We start from the raw sequence: 21,042 nt of genomic DNA on the forward strand, positions 1-21,042 counted from the left end.
CAATCAACGAGAGATTTTAGAATGAGCAAGATACTATCGGGCAAGGTCGCTCTCGTCACCGGCGGATCGCGCGGCCTCGGCGCAGCAATCGCGGCAGCGCTTGCGGATCAGGGCGCCGACGTGGTGATAAGCTATGTCGCTTCGGAGGAAAAGGCGGCGGCAGTCGTTGAAGGCCTCAAGGCAAGGGGCGTGCGCGCTGTCGCCGTCCAGGCCGACCAGGGTGACCCCGGCGCATCCCGGCCGCTGATCGAGAAGGTCGTCGAGACTTTCGGCAAGCTCGACATTCTGGTCAACAACGCGGCCGTCGCCTGGCAGGGCAAGACCATTGACGATCCCGAAATCGACAACGCGGCAATGGACCATCAGTGGATGATCAACACGATGGGCGTGATCGCCAATATACGTGCTGCCGCCAGGGTATTGCCGGATGGTGGACGGATCATTTCGGTCGGTTCGGGCCTCGGCACCCGCATCGCCTTCCCCGGTACCGCCGACTATGCGGCGAGCAAGGCGGCGGTTGTCGGCTACAGCAAGGGAGCGGCGCGCGATCTCGGACGACGCAACATCACGGTCAACGTCGTTCAGGCCGGCATGATGGACACCGACATGGCCGCCGGCTCGAAGGGCAAATTGCCGCCGATCATCATGGAATCGCACGCGATCCACCGCTTTGCCGAAGTCAGCGAAGTCGCGGCCGCCGTCGTCTTCCTGGCAGGACCGGATGCGGGCTTCATCACCGGCTCAGTGGTCGATGTGAATGGCGGCTTTACCGCCTAACATCCTCAAAGCGGGCATTGATCTGGCGGTTATGGTTATCGTCGGCGGAGCGGTAGGTGGGCGGCTGTGATTTATTGAGGCCGGCAAATAACTTGACCAGCCAGTCGATAAAGACACGAAGGCGCGTGCTCATGTACCGGCTTGATGGATAGAGCACATGAAAAGGATGGTTTGGTCTGACCCATTCCGTGAGGACCGGCACCAACAGGCCTTCCTGGATTGGCGGTCGCAGCTTCCATTCGAAACTCTGCAGCACGCCGAGACCGGCAATGCCCGCCGCGAGGTGGGCGTTGCTCTCGTTTACGCTCAGGAACGAGCGGCCCGTGATCGTCACTCGGTTTTCGCCGCGCTCGAACCTGAAGGCAGTCGGACGGCCGGTCCGTGCCAGACGGTAGTGGATAAGCACATGGCCGGCGGTGAGCTCGTCCGGGTGCGTGGGGATGCCGTGCCTTTCGAGATATCTCGGACTGGCGGCTGTGAGCCATCGTGAGGAACCCAGCAGCCTGCTGATGAGGCTTTGGTCGCCGAGTTCGCCGCCGCGGATCGCACAGTCAGCGCCTTCCCGGATCAGATGGACGGAGCGATCGGTGACGCCGAGTTCTATCTCGATTTCCGGATATTCCTCCTGGAACTGCGGCAGTGCCGGAATAAGCACTTCGCTTGCGACCTAAGAGCTGGTGTGGACGGCCAGTCTCCCGCGCGGCTTCACATGTTCGCTATCAAACACGTCGTCTATGTCAGGGAGTTGTTGAAGCCAGGCCGAGGCCCGCTTATAGTAGATCGCTCCCTCCTTGGTGAACTGAACCGATCGCGTCGTCCTGTTCAGCAACCGTACGCGAAGGTGGCCCTCCAGATCGCCGACAATCTTGCTCGCCGTCGCCTTGGGCATGTCGAGCATCCGCAGCACTCGAGCTCCTTTAAAGGTACCTTACCGCGGCAGACAAACAACGCGTGTGCACGGCGTATGAATGTTTGGGCCATTGGGCAAAGAGCGCACGATGACCCAACGCAAATTCAGTAATCTGAGATCTTTTTCATGTAGCGCCGGTCTTCCAGCATGATCTTCTCGCGCTTGGCTGCCAGCTTGTAGGCGAACTTCCAAAGTGCGTCGAAGAAGATCAGTGGAACAAGATAACCCTTGAAGCCCTCATCGATCCCAGTCAGATCCAGATCCTTGGCGTCCAGGGCCAGAACGTTTTCCCGAGCACCGAAGCGATAGAGGAACTCGCGGCCGCGCTCTTCCAGACGGCGTGTCTCGTCGAGGCCTATCAGGGCAACGAATTTTGCATTCCTATCGACGACTTCGAAGGGGCCGTGAAAGAATTCATTGGCATGGATCGCCTGCGAGTTGATCCACAGCATTTCCATGAAGACGCATATAGCAAAGGAATAGGCCGCGCCGTAATTTGCGCCGCTCGCCACGGTATAGATGACTGGCGCATCCTTGAATTGATCGGCATAAGTATCGAACAGAGCTGCATATTGCACATGGGCCTTGTCGATCGCCGGCTGGAGATGGCTGAGGCTCGACAGCAGCGGCGGGACGAGGTCGATCGTGTCTGACTGGCGGAGGAGACCGGCGAGGATCATGTAAAGCACGCCGTAATTGCTCTCGGCGGCATCGATCGGGATGCCCGTCGTGTAGGATGCCTGATAGGCGACGACATGGTCGGCAGCTTCTGCCAGAGGTGACTGCGGATCGAGCGTCATGGCGATCGTCAATGCACCCTTTTTGCGGGCATGCGTGGCGGCGCGCACCGTTTCCTTCGTTGTTCCTGTTTGCGAGCAGAGTATCACCAGCGCCTTGCCATCGAGCTTACGCGGGTCGCGGGTCACGAATTCGTCGCCATTGTAGACATCCGAGGTCAGAGCGCTTGAATGGCGGTCGAGGAAGTATTTGCCCGGATGCATAATCGACAGCGATCCGCCGCAGGCAATGAGGAACACATGTCGGACCTCCCTGCTGGCGATCGCTTGCAGGGCGTTCGTGATGTCGGCGTTCAGTTCGGTCTTCATGGCTTGATCTCGCGTCGGCGTTGACAGTAGGTTTGCGTTGTGCGAACGTTCTCATATATAGTCAATCAGAAAGATTTCCGATGGTCAAGATTGTTGCGATGGGCGATAATGTCGTCGATTGCTATCTCTCCCGGGATACGATGTTTCCCGGCGGCAATTGCCTTAATGTCTCTGTTTTTATTCGAAAATTTGGTGGTAAATCTGCCTATCTCGGCGCAGTCGGCCGCGATCCCGCAGGCCGCGCCATTGTTCAGGCGTTGTCTCAGGAGGGGGTCGATACCTCCCGCCTTCGCCAGCTTGACGGTTCCACCGCCTATTGCATCATCGGCCATCGAAATGCCGATCGGGTTTTCGTAACATTCGATCTAGGGATATCGATGTTCGAGCCATCGGACGATGATTTCGAATTCATTTGCGGCTACGATGCCGTACAGATCGGCCAGTCGAGCGGGCTTGATGGACATGTGGCCCGGGTGGCTTCCCTACGACCGCTTTCCTACGATTTTTCCAACAAGTATGACGATGCTAAAATCGAGCGCATCGCCCCGCTTTGTTATCTCGCCACCGTGTCCGCCAGGGACGATGCGCGCGATCATGCGCTTGAACTGATGCGTAACGTCGTGACCAGGGGTGCGAAATGGTGCCTTGTCACCCTTGGCTCCAAGGGCGCGATCCTCGGCGGCGAAACCGGGATATTCGATGTTCCTGCCGCGAAGGTAGATCTTGTTGATACGCTGGGTGCCGGAGATACGTTCATCGCACGTACGCTTTTCGGTCTGGTGAAGGGCGAGGCGCCGCCGGAGCTTCTCGCTGCCGCCGCGACGGAGGCAGCGCGCACTTGCAGCTATTACGGCGCCGTAGGCCACGGCGTGCCGATCGATCTCGACGTGGATGTCGACGCTATCCTTTCTGCCCATCCCGACTTATAGGGCGAGAGGCGCGGCAATCGAGCCTCGAGCGGCAAACTTCGGCTGCAGGGCGAGATATTGTGGCTTGCTGCCGTCACCTTCGACGCGCGCTAACATAAGCCGTGCAGCCGCTTCTCCCATTTCGGTAAGCGGCTGTACAACGGCCGCGATACCGGGCTTGATGAAGCTCATCCAGTCCAAATCGTCGAAGCAGATCAGCGAAAGATCGCGCGGGATCTGCAGGTCAAGCGAAGTGATGACGTGCATAGCTGCAGCCGACATCAGGCCATCGGCCGTGAAGAGGGCGGTCGGTCGCTCTGGCCGTTCGAGCAGTCGCTGCGTTTCCTTGCGGGCGGCCTCCGACGAGTAAACACCGACGCGGCCAATAAGGCCTGGATCGATCGGGAGCCCAGCGCTTCGCAGCGCGTCAATATATCCGTAGAGACGCTGCCAGCTGGGAAAAAGCGTGGAGGAATCGAGCGCGCCGTCCTCGACCGCAGTGAGAAAATCCGTGATATCGCCGCCCTCCCAGCGCTCAAGTTCGGCGACGAGGCCAATGCGGCGATGTCCTGCGTCTGTCAGCCGTGTAATACAATCGCGGGAAGCCGCGCGATTATCGACGCAGACGGCATCGGCGGCTAGATTCTTGATGGCACGGTCGATCAATACCACCGGGCAACCATCGCGGACGGCGGCCTGAAGATGGGGGGAGCCGGAAAGATCGGACGGTGCGATGATCAATCCGTCCACTTGTTTTTCCCGTAGCAGCTGGACGGCTTCCAGTTCCCGCTCGATCTGCTCGTCGCTGTTGGTCAGAAGGATGCCGAAGCCGGCCGCGCGGGTAACGTCGGCGATGCCGCGCAGGATGCTTGCATAAAAAGGGCTCTGGATATCACCGGCGACGACGCCGATCGTCTTTGTCTTTCCGGTGATTAGGCCGCGTGCGAGGAGATTCGGGCGGTAGCCCAGTTCCTCGGCCGCCTGCTTCACCCTATCCTTGATCTCCTGACGCGAATAGCCGTAGCCACCGAGGACACGGCCCGCCGTTGCTGTGCTGACGCCGGCATGTTTTGCCACCTCGGTGATCGTTACCTTGTCCTGCCGCTTGTCGTTCATGACCCCTTGTTCTTTCCTTCCTTCGCAGCCTCCGCAAGCCTCGCGACATGCACGTCGAATTTCTCACTTGACGAAAAACAAAAAGCAATGCCTATAATATGAGAACGTTCGCACATTTTCTTGTCCAAGGCAATCGGATGCGAACCTGGGCGCGGGAACCTACAATAAAAAGGGAAGGACCACAGAGATGACACGCCAATCGGGAATAAGCATATTGCGAGCAGCGAGCCTTGCGGCTGTCCTCTTCGCATCCGCTCTGTCCGCGCAAGCCGCAGGAGTCGACAAGACGCTGCACGATGCGCTGTCTGAAAACTACAAGTCCAACGGCGTCAACATCGCCGTCTTCAACGACTGGCCGCCGGATGAATTCGTAGAGAACGGCGAACTGAAGGGCTGGAGCGTCGATATGGCGAAGGCGATGTCCGAGCGTCTCGGTGTGCCGTTCAAGTTTGATCCGACCAGTTTCGACGTGATCATTCCGGGCCTTGCAAGCAAGCGTTACGACGCCGGCTTTTCGTCTTTCGGTGTGACCAAAGAGCGACTCGAAGTGCTTGATTTTATCCCACAGCGCAAGGAAGGCACGGGTTACGCTTTCCTCAAAGGCAAGGATCTCAAGCTCGGGGGAGAAAAGGATCTATGCGGCCATAGCGTCGCACTGCTTACAGGTGCCTGGGACTTCCAGTATCTGAGCAAGGTCAGCGACGAGACCTGCGTAGCCGCCGGCCTGAAACCGATCGAACTGCAGCAGTTCACAACCCAGAATGCGGCCGAGCTTGCCGTTTCCTCCGGTCGCGTTGAAATCGTTGCCGCGGGCTCTGCCAAGCTCGCCTATCTTGCCAAGCAGACCGGCAAATTCGACATGGCCGGTTTCATCAGTAATGCCGTCTATAACGGCATCGGCGTGCGCAAGGGCGATCCGCTCGGCCCAGCGCTGAAGGGCGCCCTTCAGGCAATGATGGATGATGGTTCCTACAAGAAGATCATGGCAAACTGGGGTGTCGATGGTGCGGGCATGCTTGAAAAAGCAATTCTCGTCACCAAAGGCAACCCGAATCCGTGACCCCTGCATAAGGCCCGGAATCCCGTTCCCGAGCCTTTCTGAAGAAAGATGCAGCATGGCTGTTTCAGACAAAATGCCTGTCCAGCGACCGGACATCCATTCCGTCAGGCCTGTCGATGTCTTCCATCCCTCCTGGTGGATTGGCGGCGCTTTTCTCCTGGGATTGGCAGCACTCTTCGTCCGCCTCCTCGTAACCAACGAGAATCTGCAATGGAGCGTGGTCTGGCAATATCTGTTCAGCCCGGAAATCCTCGCCGGGCTCGGCCGCACGCTGATGCTGACATTTCTGTCTATGGTCATCGGCCTGATCGTCGGCACCATCATCGCCATCATGCGGCTGTCACGCAATCCGGTGTTTCGGGCTACAAGCTGGGCGTGGATCTGGTTTTTTCGTGGTGTGCCGCCGCTAGTGCAACTGGTCTTCTGGTACAATCTCGGATTGTTAATCCCTGATGTGTCGATCGGCATTCCCTTCGGCCCTACACTCTGGTCTGCGTCGACCAACCAATTGATCACGCCGCTCAGCGCCGCCTTGCTCGGCCTGTCCTTCACCGAAAGCGCCTATGCCGCAGAGATGATCCGCGCCGGAATCCAGGCGATCAATGTCGGCCAGACGGAGGCCGCCGCCACACTCGGCATGACGCAAGCCCAGACGCTGTGCCGCATCGTGTTGCCGCAAGCGCTGCGCATTATCGTTCCGCCGATCGGCAACGATACGATCTCGATGCTGAAATTTACCTCGCTCGTCAGCGTGCTTGCCCTTCCGGATCTGCTTTACTCAGCCCAGATGGTCTATTCGCGCACCTACCAGACCATCCCGCTGCTGATTGTCGCGACGATCTGGTATCTGGTGCTATCTACTATCCTGACGCTCATCGAACACTATATCGAGCATCGTCTCAAGGACGGCGGGCCGATCGATTTCCAGCTGCTTCTCAAGTCGCTGTTCAAGAGCAAGTTCTGGAGCCTGCGTCGCGGGGAGGTGCTCCCATGATGCCGCTTCTGAACGTCGAGCGCCTGTCGAAAAGCTTCGGCACACATCAGGTGCTGAAGACAATCGACCTGACGGTTTCCGCTGGGGACGTGACCTGCATCGTCGGTCCTTCGGGCTCTGGCAAGAGCACGCTCCTGCGCTGTCTGAACTATCTCGAAGTGCCGACCTCCGGCGTGATCTATCTCGAAGGCGAGCCTGTGGGCGTTCGTTGGCGCGGGAATAAGCTCTTCCGCATGTCGTTCAACGAGCTTTCGGTGCAACGGCAGAAGATGGGCATGGTCTTCCAAGGCTTTCATCTCTTCCCGCACAAGACGGCGCTCGAAAACATCATCGAGGCGCCCATGATCGTGAAAGGCAAAAGCCGGCAGCAGGTGACTGAAGAAGCTCTGTTGCTGCTTGACAAGGTCGGTTTGCGCAACCGGGCCGACTATTATCCCAGGCAACTCTCGGGCGGCCAGCAACAGCGCGTGGCGATCGCCCGTTCGCTTGCCATGCAGCCGACGCTCATGCTGTTCGACGAGCCGACATCCGCCCTTGACCCCGAACTGGTGGGCGAGGTTCTAGCCGTCATGCGGCAGCTTGCGGAAGAGGGCATGACCATGGTGGTCGTTACCCACGAAATGTCCTTCGCGCGCGATGTTGCCGATCACCTTGTCTTCATGGATAGCGGCGTGATTGTCGAAGCGGGACACCCGCGCGATGTGCTGAGCAACCCGCAACACAGCCGGACGCGTTCGTTTCTCGCGCGTGTCCTTTAAAAGGAAATTCCATGCGTCATTTCGATGCCGAACAGGTTCATCGCGCCCTTGATTATCCGGGGCTTGTCGCGGCACTGCGGAGTGCTCATGTCCAGGGCGCTTTGCCGCAGATGCATGTCACTGTGTTAGGCGACGGCGAGCGGGATGAGAACAAGTTCGTTTCGCTACTATCCTGGGCCTCGGGTGATGTTATCGCGGTCAAGTTGGTTGGCGTTTTCCCCGGTAACCCAACACTTTCCCCACCGCAACCTTCTGTGCAGGGGCTGGTTGCGCTATTTGATGGCAAGACCGGCGCACCGCTCGCGACTTGTGATGGCGCGGCGCTCACCTTCCGAAAGACTGCAGCCGATTCAGCGCTGGGTGTCGACCTTTTGGCCCGGGCGGATGCCGAGGTGCTTCTGGTGGTTGGAGCCGGAGGACTGGCGCCGCATGTAATCGAGGCTCATACAAGCGTGCGGCCGTCGGTTCGCAAGGTGCTGATATGGAATCGCAACGTTCCAAAGGCCGAAGCGCTGGCTTTTGAATTGCAGAAGGGAGGCAGGGAGGTCTTGGCTGTTTCGGTTCTCGACGAGGCCGTCGCTGAAGCCGACATCATCTCATGCGTCACCATGGCGACAGAACCTTTGGTTCGCGGCGCGCTCTTGAAGCCAGGCGCCCATGTCGATCTCATCGGGGCCTATACGCTGGAGATGCGCGAGGCCGATAACGACGTTGTTGGGCGGGCCGGTAAGCTGTTTGTTGACACGCGCAACAATAGCGAGGGCTCCGGCGATGTGGCGGGACCGCTTGCAGCCGGCATCATCACGCGCGCCGACATCGCGGCCGATCTCTTCGAGCTCTGCAGCGGCCTCACTGAAGGCCGGCGATCACCCGACGAGATCACCGTCTATAAGAATGTCGGCGGCGGTCATCTGGATATGTTCGCGGCGAGACATCTACTAGCGACCGGAACTTGAACGCTCCGACTCAATGCAAGGTGTTCGTAATTCAGGATGCGGCCTCGTTAGGCCGAACCATCAGCCTCTTCACCCGCATGATCGGTGTCGACAGCGCCGCCGAGGCACGTCGTTTTTCCGACGAGAATGTTTCCATGCCCTTAAGAAGTCCTAGCTCGTTTACATGTGGCTGCGGAACAAACCTCTTACCTTCGGGTTACCTCTGTTCAAGAAACAAGGAGGATCACCAAATGGATCATACAAATCATGTTCGCCTCGCTGCTACCGAATTGACGCCTGCCATACTTGAAGGCGCGACCATCTACGGCGCAGACGACAACAAGGTCGGAACACTGGACCACATTCACGGTTCTGGCACAGGCGGCACCGCAGTCATAGATGTAGGCGGCTTCCTCGGAATTGGAGCAAAGCCGGTCAGCATTGCGCTGGCCGATCTGGAGTTTATGCGCGATGAAGATGGCGCCGTCCATGCTGTCACCAGCTGGACGAAGGATCAGCTTAAGGATATGCCCGAACACAGGGATTAGCCGCTCCAAGCAGCGAATATCGGAGTCCGGCCGCCGTGCCGGGCTTTTTCGTGTCCGTGCATCCGGCGGATGCTTGGCTTCCCACCAGGGGACACGCAGCTGAGCGCTCTCATGCGGCGGCGGGTGCGGTTGAGGATAACCGCAGCATCGACTTCATTCGATCACAGCTACAAATGAAATCAATTCCAAGGCCATTTTCACTGTCAGCCCCTAGGCATTTGCGAAATGCCCAATATGGGAGATGCACGCGGCGTCGATATGATCTGAACAAAGGAGCCGAGGGCATGTCTTGATTGGGCATCTCACTATTGCGAGACCGGGTGCCGCAACAGGGCTTTAAAATCTGCTTATGTTAACTTACTGGCAGTTCGACGAAGCTGCGGGATTGGCCGCTTGGTCCTGCTTCATTGCAGTCGTGTTCTTTGATGTAGCCGCTCCGTTGCAGTCGCTCGCCTTCCCGCCATCACTGTTGGTGCCGCTACTACTTGTGCCGCCGTTATTGCTACCGGCGCCATTGTTAGTGCCAGAGCTGCCGGTTGCGCCTGTACCGTTACCAGACCCGGAACCGGAACCAGAATTTGTAGAGGATCCGGTTCCCGCGCTTGAACCGGATCCGCTGCCATTGCTACCCGATTGCTGGGCCAGAGCTGAGGTTGCAAGACAGATGGAAAGAGCAGACACCGTCAAGATTTTAATGAACATGGTTTTCTCCTTGGATGTTCTTGTTGACAACTGTCGAACCACCATCGGTCCATTATGTTCCGCCATTTTTCTGCAATGTGACATTATTTTAATGACATTCAATGCGGGTTTTCGAATGATTCTTGTCTTCGACTGGATCTTTGCCTTCAGACCGTATTTTCGCGTGCTGCAGGCGTATCCGGCAACGAGGCGCAGTTTGACTGGGTACATGTCAGCCTCATTTTCGGGGACATTCCGTACAGTTTTGATTCTGCAGCAATGGCCGTTAAGAAGCACGCTTCAACCGCTACAGCCTGTGTCAACCGGCGGGGAATGTCGATCCCTTATAGGCGTCCAATCGTCACCTCCTTATAGACGATTGGTGCTGTTCCTTACGCAGCGCATCGGTAGAGCGATCTGGTTCTACTCATGCCCATGCGGCGTCAGTCGCCACCAGGATTAGGTAGAGTAATTCTGCCGTCCTCCTTCATGCCGGTCGATCGCTTTGAGAGTACAGGCTTCCTCATTGGTGTGGGGCTGTCGACACCTCTTTGCCGATCGATCCATCGCATGACCGGGGTGACGGCAATACCGTGAATTGCGATGGAGATCAGAATAATGATCAGCACGGTTGCCCAGACGGTTTCGCTGCCCGGAAAGTTGGCCTTTCCGGTCGCATAGGCGAGATAATAGATCGAACCCAGACCGCGAATGCCGAAGATGGCGATGATCGCTTTTTCCGCGGACGGTTGCGGTGTTCCCATCAGGCTGAACCACGCGGATGCGGGCCGGATGATCGCCAGGGTCAGGACGGCAACGACAATGACCCGCCAATCCACACGGGAAAGTAGCGATCCTTCGGCGACCACCGACCCGAAACAGACAAGTACCACCATCATCAGCAGTCGCTCGATCTGTTCACCGAAGTCATGGAGCTCCCCGTGGAATGCGTTTCGCCGCTCGACGCCGCGCAGCGTGAGCGCGGCGACGAAAACCGCAACGAAGCCATAGCCATGCACAAGCTCGGTCGCACCATAGGCAATACACGTAAATCCAAGGGCGAGAAAGCCGTCGCCGGTCTTTGCCAGGCTCGTGCTTCTCGGCACGCGGAAGGTGAGGTATCCGAGGATCTGGCCCGCGAGCCATCCCATACCGAGGCCGGCAACGAGGCGCCATACGACGTCGAGAGATAACCAATGGCCGAGCCAGGATGGGTCTCCTGGATGAAGGGCCATCGCGATCGAGGCCAGCACAAAGGGAAAGCTCAAACCGTCGTTAAGCCCGGCTTCCGAAGTCAGGGCAAAGCGGATCTCGTCCTCCTCGCCCGTCTGCGGTGGGCCGACCTGCACATCGCCGGCCAGGACAGGATCCGTCGGTGCCAGCGATGCGCCAAGCAAAAGCGCGGAGGCAGGTGCCAAGCCGAGCACGCCCCATCCGGCAAGTGCAATTGCGGCAATCGATAGAGGCATGGCGATCCCTAGAAGACGCCAGGTGGCGGCCCAGCGGTTCCAGCCGACCGGCCGGTCGATCTTCAGGCCCGCGCCCATCAAGGCAACGATGACAACGGATTCCGTGAAATGCTCGGTCAAGGCGCGGTTCTGAAGGGGATTGATCTGCAGCAGCGGCGGGAAGGGAGACCAAGCCAGCAGCATTCCAAAAGCAATACAGCAAATCGGTAAGGAGAGCGGCAATCGGCGAAGCGCCATCGGAAGCCAGGAGGTGAGCAGGATGACGACGCCGAAAATCACCAGCGTAATGACATAGATGTTCATTGTGGCTTCGCTCCCAGCGTATCAATCCAGCTGATGACGGACTTGAAGGGAACGGCCGTCACGACCGCGCTGTCCTGGTCCGGCAGCTCGACGACCTCGACATCTTTGTAGAAATTATTTCCGTCGCGCAGCTGAAAGAAATAGCGCCGTATCCTTCTGTCGCCATTCATTAAGCTGCCGTACTGGATTTCTCTTCAGCGATTTCCTCGACACATTCCGCCTTTTCGGCCAGTGTCCTGCTCATCTCGCGCAGCTGCTGTTCATCGAGCTTTTCGATGCCGACGAATTTGTTCTGCGCCTGGGAGGACAGGATAAGCTCGTCGAGCTTTGCCTGCAGCGCTTTGCCGTCGCGGTTTTGCGAGTTCTGAAGCACAAATACCATGAGGAAAGTGATGATCGTCGTGCTGGTGTTGATCACCAGCTGCCAGGTTTCCGAATACCCGAAGAAAGGTCCTGATACCGCCCAGACAAGGACGAGCGCCACGGCCAGAACGAAGGTTGCCGGCTTGCCGGACAGATTGGCGATCGTTGTGGCGAAGGTGGAAAAGAAATTCGATTTCAAAGTGGTAATCTCCGGGCACAAAGCATCTTGCTGTAAGCTGCAAACGTCTTGAGTGATACGAAGTTCCTCAATGACTGAAAGAGATAGCAACGCCCACGTCGACAGCGCAGCGATCGGCGGTCGGATCGGTTGCGTCCGCATAATTGCGAAAATCGGAACAAACGGCATGCCGGCCGATTCCTGTGCAAATGAGAAGAAATGGACAACGAACCGCGCACCTTCATTCTGTCTGAAGAACGCCTCGAAGCTTGCCATTTCTCGATAGAAAATGGATCTTTTAGAGCTTGCCAGGAACGCCGTGAAAGCCAGCCGAACCGAGGGCGAGATCCTTGTTCCTGCCGGCCAACTCTTTGCGGATGAATTCACGTCGGTATTTGACATTCCGAGCGTGCATTAGCCCAGCGCTTGAGGGACTTGGGCGGAGAACGTAATACCATATTCGGTGCTCCACTCAGTTGCGAAACATGGCGACCACCCTCCGTTAACAAAGTCCTCCCGCTTATATTAAGATCGCCTTGAATAACAGCATCGTCAGTTCATGCGTATCGCGATCGTTCTTTGCCAGAGCGGCATACTCACCCTTGATCGTCTTGACCAAAATTTGCGGTCCGGAACAGCGACATAGATTTCCTCTCAATATGCAGCCGGGGATCCCGAATTGATGTTTGTCACGCCTCTTGCCGGATCGCACGATGATCCCAGATATCTAGACCATGGGAGAAGATAGAGTACCAAGCGCTGGAAGGCCTCGCGAGAAGAGTTCGCAGGCTGATCGCAAGCGTCGTTTCGAGCAAACCCACAATGCCGCGATGACATCGATACGAACAGAAGCTGAAGAACGCCGGAAAAAGACGGAGCGCTTGCGTAGACTGCGACTGGAAGATGACAAATAAATTGTAATTCGGGGCGCAGAGCATAAAGGAAAGCCGGTGGTGCCGGGCTTTTGATCTCTTGGAAGCGCTGCATAATCAATCGCGACGTAATCCCTGGCTTTGGCTAAAGCAGCTCTGAGTTTGCGACTGCGAACGCTGGTCGCCGACGGTGACTTTGGTCTTTCTGATCGTCTCGGCCCGATCGGTCGCGGTCTTCCTTATGCTGATCTCTTCGACAATCCGCGCATCCTTTGACACCACGGCCTTCACATGATGTTCTTCTTCAGCGGAGATGGTCCGATCCTGGAGGCCTGATCAGCGTCGCTAAGGGGCCGATTAACGGGGCGACGCTCGATGATCAGGCTCTCGTCGCGCAACGAGACATCTTACCTTATTGGGGCTTCGACGGTACAGCCTTGACGCTCAGCGACGCAAGAAGGGTGTCCGAGGAGGGCGCTGAAGCGCGTAAAACGGTGATAGCATCCGTCGGCCATGCCTTGCTGTCCGTGGGCAACGATCTGGCAGCGGACGACTTGCTTTTGGCCGAAGACGTCGCGGCTCGCGCGCTTGGTTTGATCACAACATTCCATTGCCGACATCAGAAGTTCCCCGTCGGGCCGACGCCGCACCGATGAAGGTGTTCATCTGCGGCGCGCTTACGAGAGGTTTTCCGATATTCCAAAAGGGACTGATCGACTCGCGCGCTGTCTAGGCGATGTAGAGGCGGTGACACCATATCTCCTTCATATAGCCGATTCCTTTTACGACCCGACAATGCTCGACCTGCCGGGCGAAGGTCTGGTGGTCGGCGCCGAACTGTTCGAGATCGAGGCGTACCGGCTGACAGTGCTGGATAGACTTGAACACCTGGGGAGCGATGGAAGCATCTCATTCGATGCTGGCGGGGGCACGATGACCGCTATTGTTTGCATGAAGTTGGAGATGTGGCTCGACCCGTTTCAGTTAGGGTTCCTCTCGGATTATCACGACAGGAAGTTCATTCCATCGTGGAAGAGATAGACGTACGGTCACGCACGACATCTCTGCGACTGACGATCCTGGTCGCCGAGGACGATCATGTACTCGCACTGGAAACGGCTCATGCCCTTGCACGGTCGGGAGTGAGAGTGGTCGTCTCTGTCCAGACCGGCGAGGCTCCTGTGACGCTAGTGGACGATTAGCTGGATGCGGCGAGCACCGATATCAATACAGGTGAAGGCATTAACCTCACGTTCGTTGCTGAATTGAAGCGGGGGCCATTCCCTTCGTGATCCTCACCGGCTATGGCGACCAGGTTATTCCCAGAGAATAGGCGGATGGGCCACGCTTCCACACGCCGGCTGGTCTTGAGGCCGTGCTGGCAGGACTTTGGTTGCAGCTCGAGAGAAGCATCAAGCAGGGCGATGATCTCAGGGCGTGAACTCTCCTCCGTTTGTGGCTTAGCGAGACAGGTTAAAGGCTTGTGACCGCTAAAAACCGTTCCCCAATGTCGCGGTGAGCGCGGGCCGCCATGGTAGGGGTCATTTTCGAGAAGCGACCTTCTCTTCGGCTGCAGCGCGAAAGAAGTGCTCTGCATGCTGGAAGTCGTTTTTGGCGCAAATGCGGTCGCCAGCCGAGATCATGAGCTCGGCGAACCGGGGGTGCTGTTAATATCGTTCGAGCAGGCGTTGCTTCGATGGCAGGTCACTCTTAACCTGCGGGGGAAGGTCGGTTATTCATGAAATTTCGAACCCAAGAGTTCGCTCCTGATGTGAGTGCCTGCTTAACAATCTGCTTAGCAACCAAAGAGTGATTTTATTTACGAATAGATCCTAAGATTGCATTAAAAGGAGGCCGGCGCACCGGCGGTGAACGGGCGAGTGTCGGCATCGGGAGGGAGCGGTATCCTGGGTTCACTTTCAAAGAGTCCGACGCAGGAGCAACGCTCAACCGCGGCTATTGAAATCGCTGATATTGGAATGACGAGCCTATCGGCGATTGGTCGATGGTCGTCCGCTACATCAACAGGCCGCATGCCTATTTCTACTTTTTATCTGCAGTAACACGGTGGCTGCATCACGTTTCAATCAGGATGCCTTGCTCGAGCCCGGGCCGCTCCCGCCAGCTCTTATATCGCCCTAAATACGGCAAAGGGTCTTTCGGGGGCGACGCTTGTAACGTCAAGATGCTCACCAGGTTCGATGAGCATCTTTGAGAACAAATCCTCAAAACGACGGTTCTGAAGGTGGCTTGGCAACGTAAGGCTTACGCCTTGCCACCGCGACAAAAGAGATGCGCCACTGAAGTTAAGTCTTTGCACTGTCACAATAATGACATCGTCGGCCTCAGCACGTGCAAAGGCGACGATGTTCCCCATATTCTCCCCGGTAGCAGAAAGAGGAATGTAGTCGCCCTTACTAAATAGGCTCGGCAACTCCTGCCGGAGCCTCAGGAGGACTGCAACGACACGCTGCTTCAATTGGCCAGTCTGCCATTCTTCTTCGTCGAAAGCAGTCTCTTTCGACAGGTGCTTCTGCAGGAGATCGAAATCAGGTTTGCGACGGTTGTCTGGATCGACAAGGCTCAAATCAAGACCTTCGCTGCCCTGGTAGATATCCGGCACACCGGGCGCCGTAAGCTTAATGATCGTCTGGGCGAGGCTGTTGATCAGGCCGGCACGGATAAAGGGGCGCAATGTATTAGCGAAATCCGCCAGGAAACTTTGGTTGTTTGGCGCAAAAAGGCGGCGGGCGTAGTCGAGCACGGCTTTCTCGTAGGATGCGTTAACATCGCCCCAGGTGGTACGGAGTTTGGCCTCCCGTAATACCTTTTCTGCATAGGCAATGAAGCGCTCTTCGAGTGACTTCAGATCTCCGCAGTCCTCCGGATGAAAGTCCGTCGGCCAAACGCCGGCGAGTGCCTGATAGAGCATCCATTCTACCTCCGGTTCAGGGGCTGGGCTATCTCCGAGCGACTGTACCGCCTGGCGATTCATCTTCCGCCAGCGCTTAACGGCTTCCGCCCATAGCTTCGGTGCCTCCGTGATGGTGTAGAGCCGAGCCCTGGCATCCTCGCCGCGTTTGGTGTCGTGGGTGGAGGTGGCCAACAGTGCTTCCGGCTGTCGTTGAAGCCGTGTCTGCATTTCCCGGTGGTAGCGTTCGATCGAGAAGGAGCGCGGCAAGGGCTCGGCGCCGACCTCGTTAAGGGCAAGCGCCATGTGCTGGCGGAAAAAAAGTGTGTCCTCCACCGACTTCGCCATTAGCGGGCCGCTCAGTTGCTGGAAGCGGATGCGAAAAAGGGACGCTTGGCCCCGTGCCTGCTGCCCGACATCGCCCTCGAAAATGCGTTTGAGGAATGCTAGCGCCCGCGGCTCCGGTACATTAGGGCTTTGACGAACCTGATCGAGGACTTTAGCCAGCATCTCGCGACCCTCAGGCGGTAGGCCGTCGCGGGTGCCGTAGGTGCGGTAGACGGGAAAGGCAACCAGCAGTTCGCGGATCGCCGTTTTAATTGAAGCTTTCGACAAGTTACGCTCCGTGTCTTCCGCTTGGGCGATCTGCAACGCAAGCTTCACAAGAGCGGCGAATTCGACGGCAAAGTTATTGTCTGCCATCAGCAGTTTGGCTTTTCGCAGCTCGGCGCGCATGCTGATCGGCTGGCCCGCAACGTCCTGATAGGCCTCCCGCAGTTCATCGAGTTTCTCGCCATCGACCAGCGCATCGCTGAGGGCGGCGATGAACTCGTAGCCTGTTGTGCCGGAGATCGGCCAGTCGGCCGGGACCTGCTCGCCCTCGCCAAGGATTTTTTCGACGATGATGTAGCAGGCAGGTCCCGCCTCCCGGCGCAGGCGTTCCAGATAAGCTTTCGGATCTGCAAGGCCGTCGACGTGATCGACCCGTAGGCCATCGACCGCGCCGCTGCGGACGAGTTCGAGGATGAGCCGGTGCGTGTCGTCGAAGACCGGGCCGTCCTCCACCCGCACACCAATAAGGCCGGTGATCTCGAAGAAGCGGCGGTAGGAAAGTTCGTGACGTGCGTCCCGCCAGGACATCAACCGATAGGGCTGCGTATCATGGAGTTTGGAGACGGCCGCCTTATCGGTCGCCTTCAGTATCTCCGCCTCTCTGCCGGTGTAGGTGGCGGGGTTCAGCGGATAGAAGGTCTCGGAATAGGCGAGCGCCGGCTTTCCCGTCTCAGGATCGGACTTCACCGAAATCTCATCGGCCTCCAGCACCTTCTCGAACGTGTCGCTAAGGAAGGGCAGGGTCAGCTTTCGCGTCCAATCGATATCGAAGTGACGGGCATAGCGGCTCTTCTCGCCGTTCTCTACGACGTCGCGCCACCAAGCGTTCTCGAGCGAGGCGGCCATGTGGTTTGGCACGATGTCGAGGATCAGGCCAAGACCTTCCGCCTTCAGCGCCTTCACCATGCGGTCGAAGCCCTCTCGGCCGCCGATCGCGGGATCGATCTGGTTGGCGTCGGTAACATCGTAGCCGTGGGTAGAGCCGGAAGTGGCGGTTAAGACCGGCGAGGCGTAGAGATGGCTGATGCCGAGGCGTTTCAGATATGGCACCAGTGCCGCAGCTCGGTCGAAGGTCATGCCGATGCGGAACTGGATGCGATAGGTTGCTGTCGGGATTGTCATGGCTTTATCCAGTAGGCGGCAAGGCCGCATGTAAGAGGATGATGATCGTTGAGGCCAGAAAGAATGTCACCGTTATCCCCATGTCGGAGAGGTCGCTATCAACTTTGTTGATCGCCAGATGTTCCAAACAAGCAAACGATCCGCAGACGGGGTGTTCTCACCGTGAGGAAGGCATTTGCGTATTCACGATTCCTGGCGCGACAGCCTACACAGCCACGAAAGCGGGGCAGGTCGTATTGGTGCAACAGCTCGCTCTCGAGCTCGCCCGCCACCGCATAGAGATCGCACTGATGCTCGACCTTGCTCTCAATCCGCCCGCCGCAAGGGCCGGTGTCGTCCGACGATTTCCGCGGGCGGATATGAGGCTTTTCCCGACGCCCTGCGCGATGCATGGCAAAACGCCTGGCGGCCTTTGCCATCTGCGGGATCGCCGGCTACCGAGTGCTCGGCCTGGATATCCTCTCCCCCGATTGCTGGGAACGACTCATTGCGCGGCTAGAGCGGCAAAACCAGATACGAAAACTCTTCGCCTATCGCCGGGCACGGATTTTTCCCTACGCGAGGCATTGATAGGCCGCGGCTTTGGCGGGTGCTTTTCCTCGCTTCCCGGAGGCGCCCTTCGCCAAGCGGCTCGCCCATGGGACCGAGGGCACGGAGATCCGGGAACGCGAGGTGCTCAGGGCGCTACGCCTGTCTGCCGAAATCGGCAACGGTCTCCTCATAGGTTTCGAGTTCGGCGCTGTCCTGCCGCTCGATCCCATGCATGGCCCCAGAGAAGGACTGCGAATCTTCCGAGCCGAAGGAGGCTTCAACCTTTCGGCGGAATCCGCTCTCTCAGTGTGGCGTGTGCCGAGGCCATTGGTCCGGGCCTTTGCAGAAACTTCGAGACATCTGCGAGGTCACCGTTGTCGTACAGACTGATTGGGCGGACTTGCGGGTAGCGGAGAACACGGTGATAGGTGATCGCGTGCTTGTCGAGGCGGACATTTAATTTTCACCGGTTCATCGGAACGAATATCGGATCCGTGTTCGTTTTGCAGGCCTGTAGCGCCAGATTGTCAGTACCGATGTTTCCATTTACGGTGAAGGCGGGCAGAGCCTTGGTGATTGCGATAGCGATTATGTGCCTTGGCACGGACGCGAATAATCCCTTGTCCTTGATCTACCTTTGACGACCATGATTTTTTTCACGACACCGAGACAGTAGTGAACTCGGAACCTGCGCCAATGATCCCTTATCATACGAATCCTACTCTTCCGGAACTTCTTAGAGGTCCGGATGTTCAGATGGCTGAATAGGAAATCCGATGCAGGTTCCCTGTGAAGTCAACCGTCGCAATTGTTATAGGACCTCGGTCCGGATTGGGAAGCGGCCGCACGGGCGGTCGCGGAGGATGGTTCAAGATCAGATCGCCCGGGGCATACGCGAGAAGAGATTTCCACAACGGCGATGCGATTTTGGCGGCGGGAGATGAGGCGGTTTCGCTGTTTTTCGGCATGTTCGGTCGATGGCAACCAAGCTTGCTACGCAAATAGCACAGTCTCATTTGAAAAGAGGTGATGTTTTGGTCGAATATGCGTTTGGTCCGCTAATCTTGGAAACAAGTGTTGAGTTTCGCCTCTGGGCGCCCCTCGTGGACCATGTTTCCTTGAGGATCAAGGATAGCGAGCCATGGCCACTGGCGCGAACAGAAGACGGTTGGCATCGTTGCCGTGTTGCCGGCGTCGGCCCAGGCGCGCATTACCAATTCCTGCTACCTGATGGCTCCGAGGTACCTGACCCGGGCTCGCGTTATCAGCCCCAAGACGTTCATAGTTTCAGCGAAGTCGTCGGTGTCAAATCATACGAGTGGCGGACCCTAGGCTGGTTGGGACGTCCATGGGAAGAGAGCGTTATCTACGAACTGCATATCGGCTCCTTCACGGCGGAGGGGACATTCCGGGCAGCAATTGAGCGACTGGATCACTTGGTTGGGCTTGGCGTCACCGCCATTCAGATCATGCCGGTCGCCGATTTTCCCGGTCGCTATAATTGGGGTTATGACGGCGTACTGCCCTATGCTCCCGACAGCAGCTATGGTCGTCCCGAAGAGTTCATGGCACTGGTCGATGCGGCTCACGAGCGGGGTGTCAGTGTTTTTCTGGACGTCGTGTACAATCACTTTGGTCCTGATGGAAATTACGTTCCCCTCTATGCGCCGCTTTTCACCGAGCACCATAAGACCCCGTGGGGCAACGGCATCAATTATGATGGCGATGGGTCGACGACGATCCGCGAATTCGTGGTCCAGAACGCGATCTACTGGATCATGGAGTTCAGGCTGGACGGCCTGCGCCTCGACGCCGTGCATGCCATAAAGGACGATAGCGAAGAACATCTTCTTCATGAACTTAGCCGTCGGGTGCGGGCAGCGGCAGCTGGTCGGCATGTCCATTTGATCGTCGAGAACGAAGACAATGACAGCGATCTGCTGAGGCGCGACGGCAACGGACGACCGAGCAGATTCACGGCTCAATGGAACGACGATGTGCATCACGTGCTTCACATCGCTGCGACGGGAGAGACATTCGGCTATTATCAGGATTATACCCAGGATTATGGCAAGGTCGGCCGGGCGCTTGCCGAAGGTTTCGTATTCCAAGGCGAACATATGCCCTATCGTGGCAAGAACCGCGGCATGCCCTCGACCGGTCTTCCCTCCACCGCGTTTATCTCGTTTATCCAGAACCATGATCAGATTGGAAACCGAGCGCTCGGCGACCGTATGGTTACATATCGACCTTTGGAGCCCGTCAAGGCTGTGATTGCGATCTATCTTCTGTCGCCGCAGATTCCGATGCTCTTTATGGGCGAAGAATGGGGAGCACGCGAGCCATTTCCATACTTCTGTGACTTCGATGAAGACGTGAACGAAAAGGTAAGAAAGGGACGCCGAGAGGAATTATCGCGCCTTCCCGGATTCGATGCGGAAGACCTCCCTGATCCGACCGCCCGATCTACATTTGAAGCGGCAAAGCTAAACTGGTCTGAGCTTGACGGCACTACCGCATCGGAAATGCTGGCATTCTACAAGTCGCTTCTTGCCCTCAGACACGAACAGATCGTGCCGCTGTTGAAGGGTACCGGCAACACAAGCGGCTCGTTCAGTCTCAAAGGAAGCGTGACTGCGGTGGACTGGACGCTGGCGAGCGGCTCCAAGCTTCGTCTGGTTGCAAACCTCTCAGACGAACCGGCGAAGTTCTTACCGCTCCCCGCGGACGAACATTTGTTTGTACTGGGTCCTGTAAGCGAGGATGCCCTCGCTCCCTGGTCCGTAATTTGGAGCGTTCGTCTGGCTAAGACTTGAAGTTCGGCAGCCTGACGAAGAAAGGAACGCCGCCATGGATTCGTATTTCGACCGCCTCGCCAAAGAGTATGG

General features: G+C 57.5%; 22 protein-coding genes and 1 pseudogene. 12 read left to right on the forward strand and 11 right to left on the reverse strand.

Annotated elements, in window-relative coordinates; all coding sequences use genetic code 11:
- Window positions 1–21 precede the first annotated feature (21 nt).
- A complete protein-coding gene (locus tag GR212_RS26775) occupies window positions 22–777 on the forward strand; it encodes an SDR family NAD(P)-dependent oxidoreductase (RefSeq protein WP_163991242.1) in 756 nt (251 codons plus the stop codon).
- Here the strand turns inward: GR212_RS26775 and GR212_RS26780 are convergent.
- The 3 genes from GR212_RS26780 to GR212_RS26790 all read right to left on the reverse strand — a co-directional run bounded on the left by GR212_RS26780 (window position 767) and on the right by GR212_RS26790 (window position 2,793).
- Window positions 767–1,432, reverse strand: coding sequence for a LysR substrate-binding domain-containing protein (locus tag GR212_RS26780; protein ID WP_163991244.1), 666 nt, complete (start codon window positions 1,430–1,432; stop codon window positions 767–769). The genes GR212_RS26775 and GR212_RS26780 overlap by 11 nt on opposite strands.
- Window positions 1,433–1,444: 12 nt before the next feature.
- Window positions 1,445–1,666 (reverse strand): LysR family transcriptional regulator, encoded by a 222-nt coding sequence (locus tag GR212_RS26785; protein ID WP_163991246.1) that lies wholly within the window; start codon window positions 1,664–1,666, stop codon window positions 1,445–1,447.
- 125 nt (window positions 1,667–1,791) lie between these two features.
- Complete coding sequence (locus GR212_RS26790; protein WP_163991248.1) at window positions 1,792–2,793, reverse strand: SIS domain-containing protein; 1,002 nt, start codon at window positions 2,791–2,793, stop codon at window positions 1,792–1,794.
- Between the two features lie 20 nt (window positions 2,794–2,813).
- Here GR212_RS26790 and GR212_RS26795 point away from each other — a divergent pair, with 20 nt between their 5' ends.
- Window positions 2,814–3,722, forward strand: a complete 909-nt coding sequence (locus tag GR212_RS26795; RefSeq protein ID WP_246725976.1) for a PfkB family carbohydrate kinase — start codon at window positions 2,814–2,816, stop codon at window positions 3,720–3,722.
- Here the strand turns inward: GR212_RS26795 and GR212_RS26800 are convergent.
- Window positions 3,717–4,817, reverse strand: a complete 1,101-nt coding sequence (locus GR212_RS26800; RefSeq protein ID WP_163991249.1) for a LacI family DNA-binding transcriptional regulator — start codon at window positions 4,815–4,817, stop codon at window positions 3,717–3,719. The genes GR212_RS26795 and GR212_RS26800 overlap by 6 nt on opposite strands.
- Before the next feature lie 187 nt (window positions 4,818–5,004).
- Here GR212_RS26800 and GR212_RS26805 point away from each other — a divergent pair, with 187 nt between their 5' ends.
- The 5 genes from GR212_RS26805 to GR212_RS26825 all read left to right on the forward strand — a co-directional run bounded on the left by GR212_RS26805 (window position 5,005) and on the right by GR212_RS26825 (window position 9,112).
- Entirely contained in the window at window positions 5,005–5,877 is an 873-nt protein-coding gene (locus GR212_RS26805; protein ID WP_163991250.1) for an ABC transporter substrate-binding protein, read from the forward strand.
- Between the two features lie 55 nt (window positions 5,878–5,932).
- Window positions 5,933–6,871 carry an amino acid ABC transporter permease gene (locus GR212_RS26810; protein WP_163991251.1) on the forward strand — a complete coding sequence of 313 codons (939 nt, stop codon included), beginning with the start codon at window positions 5,933–5,935 and terminating at the stop codon, window positions 6,869–6,871.
- Window positions 6,868–7,629: an amino acid ABC transporter ATP-binding protein gene (locus GR212_RS26815; RefSeq protein ID WP_163991252.1), complete on the forward strand. Its 762-nt coding sequence runs from the start codon at window positions 6,868–6,870 to the stop codon at window positions 7,627–7,629. The genes GR212_RS26810 and GR212_RS26815 overlap by 4 nt, the downstream gene beginning before the upstream one ends.
- An 11-nt stretch (window positions 7,630–7,640) precedes the next feature.
- Complete coding sequence (locus GR212_RS26820) at window positions 7,641–8,585, forward strand: ornithine cyclodeaminase (protein WP_163991253.1); 945 nt, start codon at window positions 7,641–7,643, stop codon at window positions 8,583–8,585.
- 230 nt (window positions 8,586–8,815) lie between these two features.
- Window positions 8,816–9,112, forward strand: a complete 297-nt coding sequence (locus GR212_RS26825) for a PRC-barrel domain-containing protein (protein ID WP_163991363.1) — start codon at window positions 8,816–8,818, stop codon at window positions 9,110–9,112.
- A gap of 357 nt (window positions 9,113–9,469) precedes the next feature.
- Here the strand turns inward: GR212_RS26825 and GR212_RS26830 are convergent, their stop codons facing one another.
- The 5 genes from GR212_RS26830 to GR212_RS26850 all read right to left on the reverse strand — a co-directional run bounded on the left by GR212_RS26830 (window position 9,470) and on the right by GR212_RS26850 (window position 13,269).
- Window positions 9,470–10,024, reverse strand: coding sequence for a hypothetical protein (locus GR212_RS26830; protein WP_163991254.1), 555 nt, complete (start codon window positions 10,022–10,024; stop codon window positions 9,470–9,472).
- A gap of 212 nt (window positions 10,025–10,236) precedes the next feature.
- Window positions 10,237–11,565 carry a cation:proton antiporter gene (locus tag GR212_RS26835; protein ID WP_163991256.1) on the reverse strand — a complete coding sequence of 443 codons (1,329 nt, stop codon included), beginning with the start codon at window positions 11,563–11,565 and terminating at the stop codon, window positions 10,237–10,239.
- The gene (locus GR212_RS26840; protein ID WP_163991257.1) at window positions 11,562–11,735 is read right to left on the reverse strand and encodes a DUF6894 family protein; all 174 of its coding nucleotides are present in this window, start codon (window positions 11,733–11,735) and stop codon (window positions 11,562–11,564) included. The genes GR212_RS26835 and GR212_RS26840 overlap by 4 nt, the downstream gene beginning before the upstream one ends.
- Window positions 11,735–12,127: a low affinity iron permease family protein gene (locus GR212_RS26845; RefSeq protein WP_163991365.1), complete on the reverse strand. Its 393-nt coding sequence runs from the start codon at window positions 12,125–12,127 to the stop codon at window positions 11,735–11,737. The genes GR212_RS26840 and GR212_RS26845 overlap by 1 nt, the downstream gene beginning before the upstream one ends.
- Before the next feature lie 968 nt (window positions 12,128–13,095).
- A complete protein-coding gene (locus GR212_RS26850; RefSeq protein ID WP_163991259.1) occupies window positions 13,096–13,269 on the reverse strand; it encodes a hypothetical protein in 174 nt (57 codons plus the stop codon).
- A 504-nt stretch (window positions 13,270–13,773) separates the two neighbouring features.
- Here GR212_RS26850 and GR212_RS26855 point away from each other — a divergent pair.
- Both GR212_RS26855 and GR212_RS26860 read left to right on the forward strand, forming a co-directional pair.
- Window positions 13,774–14,019, forward strand: a complete 246-nt coding sequence (locus tag GR212_RS26855; RefSeq protein ID WP_163991261.1) for a hypothetical protein — start codon at window positions 13,774–13,776, stop codon at window positions 14,017–14,019.
- On the forward strand, window positions 14,007–14,180 hold the full coding sequence (locus GR212_RS26860; RefSeq protein WP_163991263.1) for a hypothetical protein: 174 nt from the start codon (window positions 14,007–14,009) through the stop codon (window positions 14,178–14,180). The genes GR212_RS26855 and GR212_RS26860 overlap by 13 nt, the downstream gene beginning before the upstream one ends.
- 339 nt (window positions 14,181–14,519) lie before the next feature.
- Here the strand turns inward: GR212_RS26860 and GR212_RS37810 are convergent, their stop codons facing one another.
- Window positions 14,520–14,621: a DUF4167 domain-containing protein gene (locus GR212_RS37810; protein ID WP_163991265.1), complete on the reverse strand. Its 102-nt coding sequence runs from the start codon at window positions 14,619–14,621 to the stop codon at window positions 14,520–14,522.
- On the opposite strand from GR212_RS37810, the gene GR212_RS26870 reads away from it, so the two are divergent.
- Window positions 14,574–14,720, forward strand: a complete 147-nt coding sequence (locus tag GR212_RS26870) for a hypothetical protein (protein ID WP_163991132.1) — start codon at window positions 14,574–14,576, stop codon at window positions 14,718–14,720. The two genes, GR212_RS37810 and GR212_RS26870, sit on opposite strands and share 48 nt — an antisense overlap.
- A gap of 386 nt (window positions 14,721–15,106) precedes the next feature.
- Here the strand turns inward: GR212_RS26870 and treY are convergent, their stop codons facing one another.
- The gene (gene treY / locus GR212_RS26875) at window positions 15,107–17,623 is read right to left on the reverse strand and encodes a malto-oligosyltrehalose synthase (protein ID WP_163991267.1); all 2,517 of its coding nucleotides are present in this window, start codon (window positions 17,621–17,623) and stop codon (window positions 15,107–15,109) included.
- A gap of 170 nt (window positions 17,624–17,793) precedes the next feature.
- On the opposite strand from treY, the pseudogene GR212_RS26880 reads away from it, so the two are divergent.
- Window positions 17,794–17,907: pseudogene (locus tag GR212_RS26880) on the forward strand (3-oxoacyl-[acyl-carrier-protein] reductase); the annotation flags it as partial.
- 1,224 nt (window positions 17,908–19,131) lie between these two features.
- Entirely contained in the window at window positions 19,132–20,970 is a 1,839-nt protein-coding gene (gene treZ, locus GR212_RS26885; RefSeq protein WP_163991269.1) for a malto-oligosyltrehalose trehalohydrolase, read from the forward strand.
- Window positions 20,971–21,042 lie beyond the last annotated feature (72 nt).

Source organism: Martinezella lusitana (assembly GCF_010668395.1).
Classification (GTDB): domain Bacteria; phylum Pseudomonadota; class Alphaproteobacteria; order Rhizobiales; family Rhizobiaceae; genus Rhizobium; species Rhizobium lusitanum_A.